We start from the raw sequence: 17,405 nt of genomic DNA, 5'->3' as shown, positions 1-17,405 counted from the left end.
CAGTGTAATTTAGGTAAACCACCAAAAGTCTTTACCTAGAAGATTCAGAGCTAGTACACTTATTAGGTAAGTCACATAATGCGTAAGAATTAGTTCGGTTCTTAGAGCCAAAAAATAAAAAGGAATAGAATTTATTTTCTCATGGGACCGAAGTAGTAGCCCACTCCGAGGAGACAGAATAGCCCGATTATGCCTGCAATGGCGTATAGCTGGGTGCCTGATGATTTCGCAGCCGTGGGTGTTGATATCTCATAGGAGCGTCCTGCCCTCTCCTGTCCCTCACCCGGAGAAGCTGATGCTGCTCCGCTGGACTGTGAATCCATGGATATGGCACCTGATACACCTGGAGATAGCCCTGGGGACCCAGTGCCTGTTCTTCCGCCTGATGTGGCTGAACCGCCGGTTGTACCGCCATGTGGTGTTGTGGTGGTTCCCTGGTCATTTCCATCAGAGCCGGATTTCTCACCGAGCATCTCTGAGATGGCTACAAGTTCCTCCTGTGAAAGGGATACAAGACCCCTGGTATGGGCCTGCCTCACATACCTTGCAATCATCTGGAGGGCTGATGGATCAAACTGTGACCTTACAGAGCTGTCAAAGAGGAAAGTGTCTGCTATTCTCCTCCAGACATCAGGGGATGCCACATCCACCAGGGCGTCGCTGGTGAACAGGTCCCTCACCTGCAGTGCTATTGAAGCACTTCCAGATGGCCCCTCACGGAGTTTGCCCTGTACCCAGACCGGGTTGAGCAGTGTCACCGCAAGGTCATCGTAGGTTGACTCCTGCAGTGTCCTTATCAGGGGTGTACCGTAGGCTGTCCTTGCAATGTAGCTGTTTATGTTCCTCCCTGTGAGGTAGTTCACCATGAAGTTCACGGTGACTGAGACCCTGTAGAGGCAGGTGCCCTCACCGGGTGCCCTGTAGGGACTTATGACCATGGTGGTGTCAACTGTGCGCAGGAGTGACTCCAGGAGTTTCGGGCTCTGGACTCCATTTAAATCTCTTCCATAGGCATAGGAGTAGTAGCTGAGGTATGTCTCAGCAAGCTGCTCTGGAGTCCAGTCGTCCCTTGACCAGAGTATCCTGTCAACACCTGCTCCATGGGGGTCGGCACCGGGTGGAAGTCCGAAGATCCTTGTCCTTGCAAGTCTATCCGCATTTGCATCCGCTTCGGAAGTGTTCATCCCTGCTGCGACAAGTTCAGCGTAGATGCCTGCTTTCATTGCGAGGTAGTGCTTCCTCACATAGTTCATCTCAGATGACTCGTTGAGGTTCACTATCCTCTTTATTGTATTGTCGATTACGTCCATGGTGGCAGGGATTGCTCCACGGAAGTTGTGGAAGTCACTTATCACAACGTCTATCCTCGGTCTTCCAAGTTCACTGAGGGGTATGATCTCTGTACCTATGAGGGCTCCGCTCTCATAGATGGGTCTGACTCCCAGGAAGTAGAATATCGCTGCTATGCTCTGACCGCCAGTTGATATCACATCACCTATATCCACGGCCACTGTCTCAGGGTACCTTCCACCGCTGGAATTCCTGTAGCGCTTCAGCATCTCCTCGGCAGCCCTTGATCCTATGACCACTGCTGCGGGGTCAGGGATTGATGAGGGGTCAAAGGTGTACATGTTGCGGCCCGTTGGAAGGGTCTCCAGGTTGATGACCGGGCTTCTTGCTGATACTGGCTGTATGAATTCACCGTTAAGTGCCCTCAGGAGTGAGTTCATCTCATTACTGGCGCTCATAATCAGAAGGTTCCTTATCTCATCCCTTCTGGCTGTCCTGTTTGCAGGGTCGAAGGATATTATTGCGTCTATGAATTTCTCAAGGGTTTCACTGTCTGGCAGTTCTCCGAAGGTGTGAAGGCCGTAGGGTGTCAGTATCCCTGAAAGTTCCTCGAGGTACTCATGGAGCCTGTCTCTGAGGACACTGAAGGCTGTGGAGCTGTTCACACCGAGCCTTACCTCAAGTCCGGCCCTCGTCACACCATCCCTGATGAGGGACTCCAGGCTGTTCATTCTGTCAGTGTCTCCTGATGCCTCTGCTGTGCTGTAGGATCCCATGAGATCTGAGAGTTCCTGGTAGACACCGTAAAGCTCTGTCCTCATGACCGGTGGGATGAGGTAGGAGATCGTGACAGCATATGCCCTTCTCTTGGTGGGGTTTATGACCGCCTCCAGAGGGTCCTCCATTTTGAGCAGGTGTATGTTTGGAATCGAACCGATCAGGGTGTTTGGCCAGTCGTCCTCTGTCATTGCATTCACGTGTCCCGGAAGGAGTTCCAGTGTCCCGTGCTGTCCTATGTGGACGACGGCGTCAGCCCCGAATCCCTTCTGCAGGTAGAGGTAGAAGGCTATGAACTGGTGTGTCGGTGGCAGTGTGCCGTTGTTGAGTGTACCGTTCCACTTCCAGACCGGCTGGGGCGCCAAGAGTATGTTGCCCATCATGATGCCGGGGATGACTATGCTGTTATTGTATATCATGATGTTTCCTGGTGCGGGTCCCCAGAGTGCTTCCACCTGTCCTCTGAGTGATGCTGGCAGTCCAGAATACCATTTGAGGTACTCTGATACCGGTATGGTTATGCAGCCTGCATCCACGAGTTTTCTGAGTTCTGTCTGTGTCATGTTCCTGGGGTTCCTGCCTGCCCTGTTTATGAGTTCATAGATGTATTCCTCGGTCAGGTTTCCGTTGCCGGTGCTGTGACCTGCGGCCCTCATGGCGAGGAGTATGTTGCTGAGACTCCTGTAGAGGTTGAGGCCGTTGGTTGCAGGCATTCCCTCATCATGGGTGCTGTCAAAGTAGACCATAGCCAGCTTCTTGTCACTGTTCGCCTTCTTCCTGAGGTTCACCCAGGCGAGTGTGCGGTTAACGAGCTGGTCTATACCCGGTTCATAGGCCACGTACTCCTTGATGGTGACACCTGTCAGTGGATCAGGACCTGATATGCGGCTTCCGCCTATGAGGATGGGCTCTATACGTCCCTGCATCTCAAACATTGAAAGCCAGTAGTATTCAAGGCCCCTGAGTCCCTGCTGTCGTGTGCTGTTTATGTAATCGTCGAGGGATGTCTGGAGGAAGACAGGGAGTGGTCCCTGTACCGGTACGTTGAGGTCCGTGAAGAAGGTTATGGTCTGGTTGTCTGGCCAGTACCCGAACTGGACACATGCAACAAGCGCATCGATGACTGAAGTGTTGTTGACCATGAAGAAGCGCCTTGATGCCCCGATGGGGTCTGAGCAGTAGAAGTAGGGTATCACGTTGAGTCCACGGGATTCAAGCTTCTGGATGAGGGTCTCATAGACGTCCATGTTGCCAGACAGGTAGTACCGGTTCAGTATTGCCACACCCACCCATGGGGCCCCTGGCCTGTAGAGGGTGGTGTTCATGTACCAGTCCATGTAGGGTGCCCTGTCTGTGTAGACCTGCGGTGCCAGCGGATGGTAGAGGAAGTCCTGCATCCCGGGCACAAGTTTTGTATCATTAGCCGTCAGGTTCACGGCTCCGCTGAGCCTGAGAACCTCAAGGAGCGTCCTCTTTATGTTCTCACGGGAGAGTGCAGGCGCAGCCACCGGCCCGTAGGCTGGAAGGTTCGTCACGTTAACACCCGTGATATTGGGTTTCACAGGTCCCAGGACGAATATCCGCGCTCCTGGTTTTAGGCTGGCTGCGATGGCCTGCAGGTCAACCAGAGCATCGAATTCTGTCCCGTAACTCATACCGGTCGTTGGATACCCGGGTCTTGTGAAGATAAAGAATATGTCCACAGTTTTAAGGTCGTTTTTGAACTGGGTGGATGCCGTTGAGTTGATGTTGAAGGTGTCCATGGTGTAGATCTTCAGTGTGAAGTTGTAGCCAGCGGGCAGGAGGTCATTACGGTAGGCTTCATTCATTATGGGGTCGACCGTGCCCACAACGCAGCCTGTCAGTAGCACAACCATCTCAGTATCCTTCAGCATCTTTGATTCTGTGGTGTTGGATGTTGTGTTGTTGTCTGCTGCAGATACCGATGGGACTGAAATCAGTAGCAGGATCAATGCAATTAACAGAAACCTCTTCATGTTTTCACCTCCTTGACTTTTATCATAATTCACTGATGTAAAATCGTAAAGAATTTAGAGTGCCCGATATTTAAATCTTAATTAAAAGATTAAAAGTATGAACAACTTTAAAAATTAGCTGTTAGAATGTAATACCTGGGTGTTCTGGAAAGCTCGGATGGATCAGGGCCACCCATAAAATAATAGTTTTTTTACTCGAGGACTATCTTCTCAAAGTATTCATCATATGCCAGGTGGAAATGGGGGAGTCTCATCATGAGTTCATCCTCAAGTTCAAGTATCCTCCTGAATTCATCCCTGTCTGCAAAGCCTATGAGTTTCCTCTCCCAGGCCTCCTGGCACCTGAGGCTGCATGGTATGAAACCCGATGGCATTATGATGGCACATTTACCCTCAGGGATATCAAGTTCACTGACCTCTGCAAGATGTTCCCCATCGATTGCGTACCGGGTATTCTCTGAGAAACTCCTGATGCAGCATTCAGGGTATCCCAGGAGTCTACCTATGTTCTCATCATCGCCACGATAGACACCGAGCTCCGTTGATATCATTGGGTCCAGGGCGGGCCTCACCGGTGGACTGTACCTTGATGTTATCTCGATCTGAAGATCAAGCCTTGACATGAGCTGGTTGAACTGAAAATCATCCATCCTGCAGACAACCTTCAGGCATTCCCTGCAGCCCTCTTCCCTGATCCTTACTATCCTCTCATATATGTCCTCGAGCATGAAAACCACGTCTAACCTTTTACAGTGTATTCCACTATGAGGTCCTCACCCAGGGTGTAGGACCGTTTAAGTTCAAGTCTTATGGCATCTGCCATCTCATCTATACCCTCACCATCCACAAGGGTCCTGGCATCCCTGCCCCCAACTATCATCGGTGCTATGCAGACCCGGACCTCATCCACCAGGCCACCGGTCAGCATGGAGTAGTTGAGTGTCGATCCGCCCTCCAGCATAAGTCTCTCTATCCCCATACCATGCAGCCGTTCAAGTAAAAGATGGAGATCGACCCGCCGGGTCCCTGCAACAACCACTTCAGCCCTTTTTCTGAGCTCAGCAACCCTCTCAGGCGGGGCGCTCTCTGAAACACCTATCACCGTCGGGGCCTCATCGTTAAGTACCCTGAAATGGGGGGGTGTCCTGGCCATGCTGTCAACCACAACCCTGACCGGATTATCCCCGGGGGCTGCATCTACCCTGTGGACTGTGAGGCGCGGGTCATCCGCCAGCACCGTGTTTATGCCCACCATTATGGCGTCACACTCCCTTCTGAGTTCATGGACCCTCCTGAGATCCTCCTCACCAGATATCTCAGAGCTCCCTGTTGCCGTTGCAATCTTACCATCAAGTGTCATGGCTGCGTTGAGTATAACGTAGGGTCTCATGGCCTTCCTCCTCCGACCTATTTATAGATGTCATCCTATAAATTAATGTGGAATTTTAAGTCGAAGAATGATGAAACCAGTGGAGGTTGAACCATGGAGAGGTACAGGAGGGGAATGGAGATACTCAACAGAATGAACAGGAAATCCTACACCGCCATCAGGGATGAACTTGAGGATGTTGCACCGGACCTTGCACGCTTTGTTGCTGAATTTGCATACGGAGATGTCTACTCCAGGGGCGTGCTTGACCTTAAAACAAGGGAACTTTTGACCCTTGCCGCCCTCACAGTACTGAGGGCCGATGATCAGCTGAAGAGCCATGTGCGGGGAGCCCTAAATGCTGGCTGCAGTAAGGATGAGATCATAGAGGTCATGATACAGATGGCCGTATACGCGGGTTTCCCTGCAGCCATAAATGCTGTGCTTGCAGCGAAGGAGGTTTTCACGGAGAATGACCCTGCTGAAGTTTGAAAATAGACTCAAAGCTGATGAACTCTAAAAGAGAAAAAATAATGGGACTCTCAGCCCCGGGAGTCCTATAAACCAAACACTCTTTCTGCATTTGCTGTTGTGATACTGTCAACATCCTCAAGGTCCATGTCCTTGATTCTGGCTATCGCCCTGACAGCTTCCTCCACGAAGGCTGGCTCGTTACGTTTTCCCCTGAAGGGTGAAAGGTAGGGGCTGTCTGTCTCCGTTAACATGCCCTCAAGGGGGATTGCCCTCACAAGTTCCATGTGGTGCTCTGAAAATGCCACAAGTGTCGAGATGGATATGTAATATCCCTCATCCAGTATCCTGCGGGCTGTTTCAATGCTTCCACCATAGCAGTGAAAGATTACCTCGGGTACCCTGTATTCAAGGACAGTTTCAAGGGCCCTCTCCTCAGCGTCCCTTGCATGGACCACCAGGGGCATTTCATGTTCAGCTGCGAGTTCCACAAATACCCTGAAGGTCTCCTCCTGCCTTCTTCTACCCTCCTCATCACGGGTGTGGTGGAAGTCCATGCCTGTCTCCCCAACTGCAACTATAAGGTCAATATTTGATTCTATCTGCGAGACAACCTCCCCTATAAGGTCCTGTCTTGCCTTTGATGCATCAACCGGGTGGAACCCCATTGTAGGGCATATGAAACCTGGGTTGAGGGATGCAAGTTCAAGGGCCCTCCTGTTACCCCCGAGACCAACCCCTGAATCTATAACAGCCCTCAATTTACTCCTGGCCCTTTCGATGACCTCTTCACGGTTCCTGTTGAAGTCCTTGAAGTCAAGGTGACAGTGAACGTCTATAATGATGATACCTCCCATAATCAGTGATTGATATGGATAACGTCTACATACCTCCCATGAATCAAGGGGCTGTGCTAGACGCCGAACCTTCTCTCACGCTGCTGATATGACCTTATGGCCCTTAAAAAGTCTACCTTCCTGAGTTCAGGCCACAGGCTGTCGCAGAAGTAGAGTTCAGAGTAGGATGACTGCCAGAGCAGGAAGCCACTGAGTCTTTCCTCGCCACTGGTCCTTATTATCAGGTGCGGGTCCTCCAGACCTGCAGTGTAGAGGTTTCTGTTTATCATGTCCTCGTCTATGTCCTCCGGGTCTATCAAACCCGCCTTAACATCCTCTGCAATCTTTCTTGTGGCGTCAACTATCTCCTGCCTTCCATCATATCCTATGGCTATGTTCACAAGGCGGTCTGAGTACTGCTCTGTTGACTTCTCAGCGATCTCTATGGCCCTTCTGACGTCCTCCGGGAGGAGTTCAAGTTTTCCGACTGCTCTGACCCTGACCCTGTTCTTATGTATCTTCTCATTGCTTGCTATGGCCTCGAAGTTTTCCCTGAAGAGCTTCATGAGACCCTTAACCTCCTTTTCTGGTCTCTTGAAGTTCTCTGTTGAGAAGGCGTACGCCGTTACTATTTCTATCCCGAGGTCCACGCACCAGTCCAGGACCTTCTCGAGGGTTTCTATGCCCTTCTTATGGCCTTCTATGGGGTTCATACTGCCCTGCAGCTTTGAGTATCTCCTGTTACCATCCATGATGATGGCAACATGTCTTGGCATTCTGTCCCTTCTGAGGTTGCGCGATATGTACCATTCGTACAGCTTGTAAAGGGGCTTTAATGGTGACATTTCAAATCTACCTGATCATAATTTTTGTTCATCCGGTCAGTTAATATTAATTTAATTAATACGATTAACGGTCCTATTATTCATTATCTTCATTCCATCCTCTGGCAAGCCAGTGGGCGAATTTCAGCGCCCTGAGATAGCCTTCGGCTGTCTGTGACCTTGATGTGTCAACAAAAATTCCGTCAAATCCCAGAGCAACTGCACCGTAACTCCTGGCGGTGCCAACCAGAACCAGTGATCTGAATATGAGGTTGCCTGTTATACCATCGGGTGCTATGATGACGTTACAGCCATCAGCCACGGCTTCCTCTATCAGTATATGGTAGTGCCTCACCCTATATTTATCCTTTATCATTGATGTGAGGAATTCGCCTTCATGGATTGACCTGTCAACCTCTGGTGACCTTCCAAGGTCCCCCCTCCTTCCCCCTGATATCACGCCGACTCTGGGCTCTTCTCCGGTTTTCCGGAGAAATTCAGAGGCTGAAACAGCGATTTTGAATCTATCATCCACTGTCCTTCCCTCATCTATACCCACGGGGGCGAGCAGAAATCCATTAGCACCCACCTCTATCCATGAAGCCCTGTTCAGTGGCCCGCCTTTTTTGAGTTCTGCCATTATATTTGCGGCTGGCAGTGACCCCCTCACGTAGGCAGCAGCACCCCTTCTGAGTTCCTCTATGAATTCCTCCTCTGAGTGGACCAGGTCAACCTCAAAGTCCGCGAGGGATGCAGCCCTCTCCATGTTCCTGTTCTCACCGACACCAGCCACTATCCTCATGGCTCCACCCTCACTTCCATACATTTCACAGGCTTATCTCCATATTCCATGATCAGGTCTTAGAGAGTTACGGCGCAGGCAGCAAGATTAATATATGGTCATGAGTATTATAAGATTCAGCTTTTTAATAGATGACGGCGAATAAATATATAAATGTCTTCTGCATAAGAAAATTTAGGTTAACGGAAAAATAATATAAACATGAAATTTTTTAATTAGTGATCCTGCTGACACACATTAAAGACACACATTAAAAAAATCACTGAAGGAAGGTAGAACCATGGATACCAAGAATAAGATAATAATCGGCCTTTTCATCGTAATCCTCGGACTTTCCGTTGTGACGTATGAGAATTACATCACAAACTCCCAGAACGTTTTTGTGGGAGAGAAGCATGTGCTGCTGCTCTGTGCGGATCCCGGTGAACCAAGGCCCGGCATAGGTGCCGTTGACATGGCCTTCATAATAACCATGAATGAGGGTAACATAACCAATGTGACGGCTGTGTACCCACACAACATGGCCCACCCCACGGCACAGTCCCCTGCATCCCTAAGGGCCCAGGGCGTCAGCAGGTGGCTCCTGCATGATGCCCTCTGGGAGAATGACACCGAAAGGGGTGCCAGACTCGCACAGGAAATAGTGGAATACAATACAGGCATAAAAACGGATATAGTGGTCATAGTAACTCCCCAGGCTGTTGACGGCATACTGCAGTCCATAGGACCCGTCTACGTTGAGGGTCAGGGTTATGTTTCAGGAAACAGCATACAGTTCCTCAGGGAGGAACAGCAGCAGGGCTCATCCAGGGGTGTGGCAATTCAGTCACTCATGAGGGCCATATTCAACGCAACAAAGGACCGCTCAAAGTACCTTGCAATGGTGAATGCCGGTCTACAGCAGTACCAGCAGGGAAACATCGTCGTTGTGCCTGAGGGCGCTGTTGTGCAGTTCCTAATATCAACGGGTCTTGAAAGGGTGGGCAACTGATTAACCCCCCTCTTTTTTTCCATTTAATATTAATGGTCCTCAATGAATTTCATTGAATGATACACAAAACTTAATTATTATAATGTAAATAGTAGTGTTGGGGGATACAGTTGTCCAATGAGAACACTGCAAAAACCAGGGGCTACCTCATATGTACAGAATGCGGGGGTTACTATCATCTCCAGGAGGGAGAGAGTCCAGCTGATTTTTCGTCCTGTGAATGTGGGGGTTCACTTGAATACTATGATACACTCGAGAAGTTCTATGAGGAACCGGAAGCTACCGAAAGTGAAATCAAGGATGAAGATAAAAGGATTAGACTCCTTGAGGATCTTTCAAGGAGCATAGAAAATGAGGAGAGAACCCCCAAAGAGATAAAAACCGGGAAATGGTCCCTCATGGAATTCGTTGCTGAGAAGAGAATAATCGATGATGTGAGGGAACAGAAGGAGATAGTTAACGAGCTCCTTGATGAGGAGATTATTGACAGCAACCTGGTGACCGGTGGAGGTGTGGAGGCAGAGAGCTTCATATCGCAGGTGCGTGAGCAGAGGGAGTTCCTGGCTGAACGTGAGGGGAACGCCCTTAACAGCAGATTCCTGAAGACAGCTGTCATGGCACTCCTGATATTTGTTGTGATATGCTTCCTCTACTTCTTCATAGCAGTAAAATTCACCTGATTCTGAAAATTTCAGTCAAAAAAATTAATTAATTTTTAAGGCCGCTGAGAACCTCCTCGGCAGCTTCAAGGGTCGCCTCTATGTGCTCTGATTCATGGGCAGCCGATATGAAGCAGCACTCAAACTGGGACGGTGGTATGAATACCCCCCTCTCAAGCAGGCCATGGAAGTACTCCATGAAGAGCACTGTATCGGATTTTTTAGCATCCCCATAGTTCCTGACCTCCTCCCCTGTGAAGTATAACTGGAACATTGATGCTGGCCCGGTGACCTGGTATTCAAGGTCCAGGTCAGAGAGGAGGTCCCTGAGACCAGCCCTCAGCGTCGACCCCTTCCTCTCAAGGTCAGAATACATCCTCCCATCAAGGAGTCTGAGGGTCTCACGACCTGCAGTTACAGATACAGGGTTCCCGTTGAAGGTACCTGCCTGGTAGACGTTACCTGCAGGTGATATATTTTCCATTATCTCCCTTCTGCCTGCCAGTGCCCCCATTGGGAAGCCGCCTCCAACTATCTTTCCAAGGGTTACAAGGTCGGGTTCAACCCTGTAGTACTCCTGGGCACCCCCTGGTGCAAGCCTGAATCCGGTTATCACCTCATCAAATATGAGGATGATATCATTTTCACGTGTTATGTCCCTCAGGAACTGCAGGTAACCATTTTCAGGTTCTATGCACCCTATGTTTCCCATGACAGGTTCCACCAGTATGCACGCTATATCCTCACCCGCCCCCTCGATGAGTTCAGCCATTGCCTCCTCATGGTTGAATGGTACCGTCAGGGTGTTTCTGACAGTATCCACTGGTATTCCAGGTGAATCAGGTGCTGTGGCCGCCCCTGAACCCGGCCTCACAAGGACGTAGTCGTGGGCACCGTGATAGGATCCCTCAAATTTAACTATCCTGTCCCTCCCTGTGAAGGCCCTGGCAAGCCTCACAGCGGCCATGGTGGCCTCAGTCCCTGAATTTGTGAACCTCACCATCTCAGCGCATGGCACCCTCTCGATGATGGCCTCTGCAAGTTCTATCTCCCCCTCTGTGGGAACACCGTAGGTTGTCCCCCTTTTTATCTGCTCATTCACAGCCTCAACTACACGTGGGTGGGCGTGTCCCAGTATGAGGGGGCCATAGGCCAGACAGTAGTCAATGTAGCTTTCACCATCCACGCTTTCAAGCAGGCATCCGCTGCCCCCCGCTGCAAAGAATGGGTGGGGGTCGAACCTCCTCACAGGTGAACTCACACCCCCCGGGAGGACGTTACTGGCCCTTCTGAAGAGTTCCTCTGACTTCATTTTTAAAACCTCTAAACCTCTTTATCCTTGGATAATGCTATGAGTGCGTTTGCAGCCGCCACTGCGACTGGTGTGCCCCCCTTGGGACCCCTGGTTATCATATGAGGTATTTCTGTACCTCTGAGGGCCTCTTTAGACTCTGCAGCACCTACAAAGCCCACAGGCACACCTATAACGGCCCTGGCATCCATCAGGCCTTCAAGGGTTAGTTCAATCACCTTCATGAGGGCTGTCGGTGCGTTGCCTATGACAACGATCCCCCGGAATCCCTGGCTGGCGGCGTACTCCATTGAAGCAGCGGCCCTTGTGATGTCCCTTTTCTCTGCAAGCTCCCTCACAGCGGGTTCCCTTATGTAGCACCGGGAGGGATGTGATATGCCTGCGCGGACCATTTCAATGTCTGTGAGTATCCCGCCTGAACTCCTGAGGGATCTGAGTGCCTCATCAACAAAGCCCTGGCTGAATTCTGTTATACGTGCATATTCCGGGTCGGCGGTGGAGTGGACTATCCTTTCAACTATGGCCACCTCAGCGGGACCCAGCGAGGATATATCCTCGGAGATGAGTTCCCTCACTATCTCCCTGCTCTTCCTTGCTATTTCATAGCCCTGGCCTGTGGATGCTCCCATCAAATTATCACCTACGGCGTGAGCCTCCTCCTGTCCCTCGGGAAGAGGACCGTCTCCCTTATGTTTTTAAGTCCTGTGAGGGTCATGTTGAACCTCTCAGCACCGAGTCCCCATCCTGCGTGGGGTGGCATGCCGTACTCAAAGGCTGAAAGGTAGCTCTCAAATGAATCAGGGTTAAGACCCTGTCTTTTTATCTTCTCAACAAGGAGGTCATGCTGGTGTACCCTCATGGCCCCTGAGGATATCTCAAGGTCCCTGTACATGAGGTCAAATGCATGACTCCTCTCAGGGTCATCCTCGTCTGGCATGACATAGAATGGTTTTATGGCGGTTGGCCAGGATGTTATGAAGTAGTAGCCATCCATGATCTCACCCAGGGCCTTCTCAGCGGCTCTTGGGAGGTCTTCTCCATGTTTCATCGGAACTCCCTTTGAGTTAACCATTTCAACGGCCTCATCATACTCCAGGCGCTCGAATGGTGTTTCAGGCACCTCCAGTGTCCTTCCAAGGGTTTCCAGGGCATCAGTGCAGTGCTCATTCACGTCTTCAATGACCCTCACCACGAGGTTTTCAAGTATCTTCATCACGTCCTCGTGGTCAACAAAGGATGCCTCGATGTCGATTGATATGACCTCGTTGAGGTGCCTGAGGGTGTCGTGTTCCTCTGCCCTGAATATTGGGGCGATTTCGTACACACGGTCCAGGCCCGTTGACATCATGATCTGCTTGTACAGCTGTGGGCTCTGGCCGAGGAAGGCCTCCCTCTCAAAGTAGGTTATGGGGAAAAGCTCTGTACCTCCCTCTGTTGCAGATGCAACTAACTTTGGGGTGTTTATCTCGAGGAATCCCTGTTCTTCAAGGAATACCCTGACTGAATGCAGCATTCTGCTTTTTATCTTGAATATTGCGCTTACGGATGGTTTTCTGAGGTCAAGGAATCTTGCGTCGAGTCTTGTGTCTATCTCAGCCTTAACCTTCTCTGTTGGGTCCAGTGGGAGGGGCTGCTTTGATATGTTAAGTACCTTGAGGAAGGAGGGTATTATCTCAAATCCGCCCGGTGCCTTGCCTGACTCCTGCACAGTACCACCAAAGGCGACCACGGATTCCTTTTTGAGCTTCCTTATGGATTTGAAGAGGTCCTTTTCAATCTTTTTACTGGGGGCTGTTATCTGTATGAGCCCGTCACGGTCCCTTAGGAGTACGAATATTATCCCTCCAAGGTCCCTTATTTCATGGACCCAGCCCATAACCGTGACTTCATCTCCATCCATCTCCGGTTCTATGTCCTTTGAGTAATGAGTCCTTCTAAGATCTCCAAGTAACAATCAAATCACCTCTAACAGTTTAAAGTGAATATTTAAGGTCTCTGATGAAACCATGCATTATCAGAGTTCAGCAGATTAATCTGCCTTCATCAATCAGTCCCTCAGCCTCCTCCTGAAGGATTCAGCATGGGCATGGAGGCCCTCGTACTCTGCAAGTTTCAGGACGGTGCCCTGGAGGTTTCTGAGGCCCTCCTTGGTTATCCTCTGGACTGTTGGTTTTTTGATGAAGGATTCTGTGGAGAGACCCGAGTACATCCTTGCGCATCCCGAGGTTGGCAGCACATGGTTTGTGCCTGAACCGTAATCCCCTGCAGCCACAGGGGACAGTTCCCCCAGGAATATGGATCCCGCGTTACGGATGCCCTCCAATGTTTCTTCTGGAGAATCCGTCATTATAACAAGGTGCTCGGGGGCGTATGCATTGCTGAAGTCCACAGCCTCATCAATATCAGCTGTTAAAACTATCATCCCGTACCTTTCAAGGGACTCCCTTATGATATTGGCCCTTTCCATGTATTTAATGTTTTCATGGACCATCTCCTTCACCTCAAGGGCAAGGTCCCTGGAGTCTGTGACAAGGACGCTTGCAGCCTGGGGGTCGTGTTCTGCCTGTGCAAGTATTTCGAGGGCGATGTACTCTGGACTGGCAGTTTCATCGGCGATTATAAGGACCTCTGAGGGTCCTGCAGGGAAGTCTATGTCCACTTCACCGTAGACCAGTTTCTTTGCAGCGGTTACAAATATGTTGCCAGGTCCAACGATTTTATCAACGGGCCTGATGGTCTCTGTGCCGTAGGCCATCGCTGCAACGGCCTGTGCTCCCCCAACACGGTATATTTCACTGGCCCCTGCCATGTCGGCTGCCACAAGAACCGCGTCGGGTACCGAGCCGTCCTGTGCCGGCGGGGTGCAGCATACTATCCTCTCAACACCTGCTATCCTTGCAGGTATCACGGTCATGAGTATCGTTGAGGGGTACACAGCCCTTCCACCCGGTATGTAGCAGCCCACACTGTCAATGGGGCGCACCAGCTGGCCGGCCATGACCCCGGGTCTAACCTCAGACATCCAGCCTGAGGGCATCTGCATCCTGTGGAATTCCTCAATGTTGCTGGCGGCTTCCCTGAGTGCCTCCTTCACCCCGGGTTCAAGGTTTTTGTGGGCCTCCTCTATCTCCTCCCTGCTGACCCTGAAGTTCTCAACGGTCACTCCATCGAATCTCCCTGTGAGTTCCCTGAGGGCATCGTCACCTCCATCCCTCACCATGGATATGATGTCTGCCACGGGTCCAAGGACATCATCGACGTCAAGCCTTGCTCTTTCAACGAGTTCAGAAATCCGTCTGTAATCAAATTCTGTTATCTTCATCAGCATCCTCCAGTGAAAAAGTTAGGGCGAATGGTTAGTTTTATGGAGCCATTCCCTTTTAAGAATTTAGGGGGCACACCGGATCATTTAATAATTTGAAGAATTCCAGTAATATAAACATTTATTTATATGCTTTCACTTAAACATTGGTTGATGGTTGGAATTCATCCCATGGATATGACTACCATTTGCAATTTTTATATTAATCTGTGGTCATTCCTTAATTTGGATTAGGGGGCATCTAATGGACCAAAATTTTTAAATAATAAGTTTAATACACACTTATAAGGAGACTGAGGCTGGTAACCATGTATAAGGATGAAATGATACAACTGCACCAATTTCTGGTATATGTTCTGAAGTACCTTGAGAATGGATATGATATAAAGGATGAATGCGAGGAGTACTTCTCCCTGAACATCAGCCCCCACCACATCCACCGTACCAAGGCCGAACATAAGTACGCTATTTTTGTGCTCTCAAGCGCCATCTCAGAGATCCTCGCCAGGAAAGAAGGTAACAATCTTCCACCAAATGTTGTGAATGGCCTCTCAGAACTTGCAAGGAGATCAAGGAAAGAAGTCGTCAAGATGGAGGCCAGGCTCGAGGCAAAGTAAAATAACCTCCTACATGCCAGCAAGAACCGCCAGTTCCAGTTAGTCAGCAGTGGTGCCAGCCACATATTTATTACTTATACCCGTATTATTCTTATCAGTACTTGCCGCCTATTTTTAATAGCACCAATCCCATATCTATAACAGAGTTATTTATAACAGGTGTTTGTTTATGAAGGCCACAGAAACCATGATCTGTCTTGTTGATGGAGAGCACTACCTGCCTGTGACAAGAGCAGCAGTTGAAACCCTTGACTCAATGGAGCACATTGATGTGAAGGCCCTGATCTTTATTGGTGGGACAGAGAAGCTCAGGACATCCTCCCCTGAGGAATACACTGAAATAATGGGCAGACCGGTCCACTTCGGGGATGACCCCCACAGGATCCCCTACAAACTCATAGGAGAACTCATAAGAAAGTATGGTGCAGATACCGTCATGGACCTCAGTGATGAACCTGTCCTTGACTACTCCAAGAGGTTCAGGATAGCCTCAGTTGTCCTGGGTGAGGGTGCAGTCTACAGGGGCCCGGACTTCGAATTCCAGCCCCTGACAGAGTATGACATACTTGAGAAACCCTCACTCAAGATACTGGGCACGGGTAAGAGGATAGGTAAAACTGCAGTATCCGCCTATGCCGCCCGACTGATCCACGAACGCCAGTACAACCCCTGTGTCGTTGCTATGGGCCGTGGGGGTCCCGAGGAACCCGAGATCGTCCATGGCGACCGGATCGAAATAACCCCCGAGTTTCTCATGGAGCAGTCAGATAAGGGTGTGCATGCAGCCTCTGACCACTGGGAGGATGCACTCATGAGCAGGATACTCACCGTTGGCTGCAGAAGATGCGGGGGAGGTATGGTGGGAGATGTCTTCATAACAAACATGAAGCGTGGCGCTGAAACCGCCAACAGACTGGACGCAGACTTTGTTATCCTTGAGGGCAGCGGTGCAGCCATCCCTCCGGTGAAATCAAACCGCCACATAGTACTTGTCGGTGCAAACCAGCCACTTATAAACATAAAGAACTTCTTCGGACCCTTCAGGATTGGACTTGCGGACCTTGTGATAGTCACCATGTGCGAGGAGCCCATGGCAGGGGATGAAAAGGTCAGGGAGATAGTCGATTTCATTGAATCCATAAACCCCGAAGCTGAGGTTATAACAACTGTCTTCAGACCAAAGCCCTTGGGTGAGATTGAGGGTAAGAATGTGCTCTTTGCAACAACAGCCCCTGACTCAGTGAAGGACCTCCTGGTTGAATATCTTGAATCAGAGTACAGCTGCAGGGTTGTGGGCACCACACCACACCTCTCAAACAGGCCACTGCTTCAGAGGGACATTGAAAGGTACATAGAGGACGCTGATGTGATGCTAACTGAACTCAAGGCCGCTGCAGTTGACGTTGCAACGAAGGACGCCCTTGAGGCTGGACTCGAGGTCATATACTGCGACAACATCCCGGTTGTGAGGGATGGTGCCCAGGATGAACTTGATGATGCAATAATCTCCGTGGTGGAAAGGGCGATAGCCGACTTCAACCTCAGAAAGACGCCCTGAATTCAGTGAACCCCCAGAGTAGAGGCAGAGAACGCCCGGAATGGTGATAACTTGGACGATGCTGACCTGAAGAAACTCCTCAGGTTCACCATTACTGAGAAGAGGGTTATCGAGAAACTCCAGATACCCCCCGACGCCTTCCTCCCCCTTCTTTTCTCCATAAGATTCGGTGGGGACTGGAGTCTGAGGAAGAACTCCAGCCGGTTCATGGCCATCAAGGAGAAGGTCACCCGCTTTGATGAGGATGAGATGATCGGCCGTACCCTTGAGATAGTGTACCTTTTTCTGAATCCCAGGATAATCAGTGAGGAGGGAACCGTTTACCGCTTTGAGAAGTGCGGTTCCAGGAACGAGCGAGAGCTTGTGAGCAGGCCCTACCGTGTTGTTGTGGATGGTGACTACATTTTGAGGGCCGTGCTTGACCCCCTTGACCTTAAGATCCGGCTAAAGAGACTGGAAAAACCCCTCCGGTTCACGGGTTCAGGTGCCTATGGAGTTGCCCATGAGATGGAACACCTCGAGGGTGAGGAATCAGAGGGCACCCCCTTCTGGGAATTTGAGTACGAGATAGAGGAGTGAA

At 50.3% G+C, this 17,405-nt stretch carries 16 protein-coding genes; 6 read left to right on the top strand and 10 right to left on the bottom strand.

The features are described from left to right. Positions 1-131 precede the first annotated feature (131 nt). The 3 genes from MTH_RS01080 to MTH_RS01070 form a co-directional block, all read right to left on the bottom strand. A complete protein-coding gene (locus tag MTH_RS01080) occupies positions 132-4,064 on the bottom strand; it encodes a cobaltochelatase subunit CobN (RefSeq protein WP_048060777.1) in 3,933 nt (1,310 codons plus the stop codon). A 191-nt stretch (positions 4,065-4,255) separates the two neighbouring features. Further along, positions 4,256-4,792, bottom strand: a complete 537-nt coding sequence (locus MTH_RS01075) for a DUF483 domain-containing protein (protein ID WP_048061189.1) — start codon at positions 4,790-4,792, stop codon at positions 4,256-4,258. A gap of 11 nt (positions 4,793-4,803) precedes the next feature. Beyond that, positions 4,804-5,454 carry a 2,5-diamino-6-(ribosylamino)-4(3H)-pyrimidinone 5'-phosphate reductase gene (locus tag MTH_RS01070; protein ID WP_010875874.1) on the bottom strand — a complete coding sequence of 217 codons (651 nt, stop codon included), beginning with the start codon at positions 5,452-5,454 and terminating at the stop codon, positions 4,804-4,806. Between the two features lie 93 nt (positions 5,455-5,547). On the opposite strand from MTH_RS01070, the gene MTH_RS01065 reads away from it, so the two are divergent. After that, complete coding sequence (locus tag MTH_RS01065; RefSeq protein ID WP_010875873.1) at positions 5,548-5,925, top strand: carboxymuconolactone decarboxylase family protein; 378 nt, start codon at positions 5,548-5,550, stop codon at positions 5,923-5,925. Positions 5,926-5,990: 65 nt separating this feature from the next. On the opposite strand, the gene MTH_RS01060 is transcribed toward MTH_RS01065, so the two are convergent. From MTH_RS01060 to mtxX, 3 genes are all read right to left on the bottom strand, one after another. Beyond that, the gene (locus MTH_RS01060) at positions 5,991-6,761 is read right to left on the bottom strand and encodes a TatD family hydrolase (RefSeq protein WP_010875872.1); all 771 of its coding nucleotides are present in this window, start codon (positions 6,759-6,761) and stop codon (positions 5,991-5,993) included. Positions 6,762-6,817: 56 nt separating this feature from the next. After that, positions 6,818-7,585, bottom strand: a complete 768-nt coding sequence (gene uppS, locus MTH_RS01055) for a polyprenyl diphosphate synthase (protein WP_010875871.1) — start codon at positions 7,583-7,585, stop codon at positions 6,818-6,820. Between the two features lie 76 nt (positions 7,586-7,661). Continuing rightward, positions 7,662-8,366 (bottom strand): methanogenesis marker protein Mmp4/MtxX, encoded by a 705-nt coding sequence (gene mtxX / locus MTH_RS01050; RefSeq protein ID WP_048061187.1) that lies wholly within the window; start codon positions 8,364-8,366, stop codon positions 7,662-7,664. A gap of 280 nt (positions 8,367-8,646) precedes the next feature. Here mtxX and MTH_RS01045 point away from each other — a divergent pair, with 280 nt between their 5' ends. Further along, positions 8,647-9,357, top strand: a complete 711-nt coding sequence (locus tag MTH_RS01045; protein ID WP_010875869.1) for a DUF4012 domain-containing protein — start codon at positions 8,647-8,649, stop codon at positions 9,355-9,357. A gap of 110 nt (positions 9,358-9,467) precedes the next feature. After that, positions 9,468-10,037, top strand: a complete 570-nt coding sequence (locus MTH_RS01040) for a hypothetical protein (protein WP_010875868.1) — start codon at positions 9,468-9,470, stop codon at positions 10,035-10,037. A gap of 28 nt (positions 10,038-10,065) precedes the next feature. Here MTH_RS01040 and hemL read toward each other — a convergent pair whose 3' ends face one another. The 4 genes from hemL to hisD form a co-directional block, all read right to left on the bottom strand. Further along, positions 10,066-11,328, bottom strand: a complete 1,263-nt coding sequence (hemL, locus tag MTH_RS01035; RefSeq protein ID WP_010875867.1) for a glutamate-1-semialdehyde 2,1-aminomutase — start codon at positions 11,326-11,328, stop codon at positions 10,066-10,068. 11 nt (positions 11,329-11,339) lie between these two features. Then, the gene (locus tag MTH_RS01030; RefSeq protein WP_048060776.1) at positions 11,340-11,957 is read right to left on the bottom strand and encodes a cobalt-precorrin-8 methylmutase; all 618 of its coding nucleotides are present in this window, start codon (positions 11,955-11,957) and stop codon (positions 11,340-11,342) included. A gap of 11 nt (positions 11,958-11,968) precedes the next feature. Further along, on the bottom strand, positions 11,969-13,282 hold the full coding sequence (gene aspS / locus MTH_RS01025) for an aspartate--tRNA(Asn) ligase (protein WP_010875865.1): 1,314 nt from the start codon (positions 13,280-13,282) through the stop codon (positions 11,969-11,971). A 93-nt stretch (positions 13,283-13,375) separates the two neighbouring features. Then, positions 13,376-14,650 (bottom strand): histidinol dehydrogenase, encoded by a 1,275-nt coding sequence (gene hisD / locus MTH_RS01020; protein WP_048060775.1) that lies wholly within the window; start codon positions 14,648-14,650, stop codon positions 13,376-13,378. Positions 14,651-14,958: 308 nt separating this feature from the next. On the opposite strand from hisD, the gene MTH_RS01015 reads away from it, so the two are divergent. The 3 genes from MTH_RS01015 (at position 14,959) to MTH_RS01005 (ending at position 17,404) form a co-directional block, all read left to right on the top strand. Further along, positions 14,959-15,267, top strand: a complete 309-nt coding sequence (locus MTH_RS01015) for a UPF0058 family protein (RefSeq protein WP_010875863.1) — start codon at positions 14,959-14,961, stop codon at positions 15,265-15,267. 169 nt (positions 15,268-15,436) lie between these two features. Further along, the gene (locus MTH_RS01010) at positions 15,437-16,825 is read left to right on the top strand and encodes a cyclic 2,3-diphosphoglycerate synthase (protein ID WP_048060774.1); all 1,389 of its coding nucleotides are present in this window, start codon (positions 15,437-15,439) and stop codon (positions 16,823-16,825) included. A 51-nt stretch (positions 16,826-16,876) separates the two neighbouring features. Then, positions 16,877-17,404 carry a RimK/LysX family protein gene (locus tag MTH_RS01005; RefSeq protein ID WP_010875861.1) on the top strand — a complete coding sequence of 176 codons (528 nt, stop codon included), beginning with the start codon at positions 16,877-16,879 and terminating at the stop codon, positions 17,402-17,404. Position 17,405 lies beyond the last annotated feature (1 nt).

Source organism: Methanothermobacter thermautotrophicus str. Delta H (assembly GCF_000008645.1).
GTDB classification, from domain to species: domain Archaea; phylum Methanobacteriota; class Methanobacteria; order Methanobacteriales; family Methanothermobacteraceae; genus Methanothermobacter; species Methanothermobacter thermautotrophicus.
This window is presented reverse-complemented; position numbering and strand designations above follow the sequence as displayed.

Coding starts and splice junctions, on each gene's coding strand:
- MTH_RS01080 (WP_048060777.1), bottom strand. CDS start 4,064: ATGAAGAGGTTTCTGTTAATTGCATTGATCCTGCTACTGATTTCAGTC.
- MTH_RS01075 (WP_048061189.1), bottom strand. CDS start 4,792: ATGCTCGAGGACATATATGAGAGGATAGTAAGGATCAGGGAAGAGGGC.
- MTH_RS01070 (WP_010875874.1), bottom strand. CDS start 5,454: ATGAGACCCTACGTTATACTCAACGCAGCCATGACACTTGATGGTAAG.
- MTH_RS01065 (WP_010875873.1), top strand. CDS start 5,548: ATGGAGAGGTACAGGAGGGGAATGGAGATACTCAACAGAATGAACAGG.
- MTH_RS01060 (WP_010875872.1), bottom strand. CDS start 6,761: ATGGGAGGTATCATCATTATAGACGTTCACTGTCACCTTGACTTCAAG.
- uppS (WP_010875871.1), bottom strand. CDS start 7,585: ATGTCACCATTAAAGCCCCTTTACAAGCTGTACGAATGGTACATATCG.
- mtxX (WP_048061187.1), bottom strand. CDS start 8,366: ATGAGGATAGTGGCTGGTGTCGGTGAGAACAGGAACATGGAGAGGGCT.
- MTH_RS01045 (WP_010875869.1), top strand. CDS start 8,647: ATGGATACCAAGAATAAGATAATAATCGGCCTTTTCATCGTAATCCTC.
- hemL (WP_010875867.1), bottom strand. CDS start 11,328: ATGAAGTCAGAGGAACTCTTCAGAAGGGCCAGTAACGTCCTCCCGGGG.
- MTH_RS01030 (WP_048060776.1), bottom strand. CDS start 11,957: ATGGGAGCATCCACAGGCCAGGGCTATGAAATAGCAAGGAAGAGCAGG.
- hisD (WP_048060775.1), bottom strand. CDS start 14,650: ATGAAGATAACAGAATTTGATTACAGACGGATTTCTGAACTCGTTGAA.
- MTH_RS01015 (WP_010875863.1), top strand. CDS start 14,959: ATGTATAAGGATGAAATGATACAACTGCACCAATTTCTGGTATATGTT.
- MTH_RS01010 (WP_048060774.1), top strand. CDS start 15,437: ATGAAGGCCACAGAAACCATGATCTGTCTTGTTGATGGAGAGCACTAC.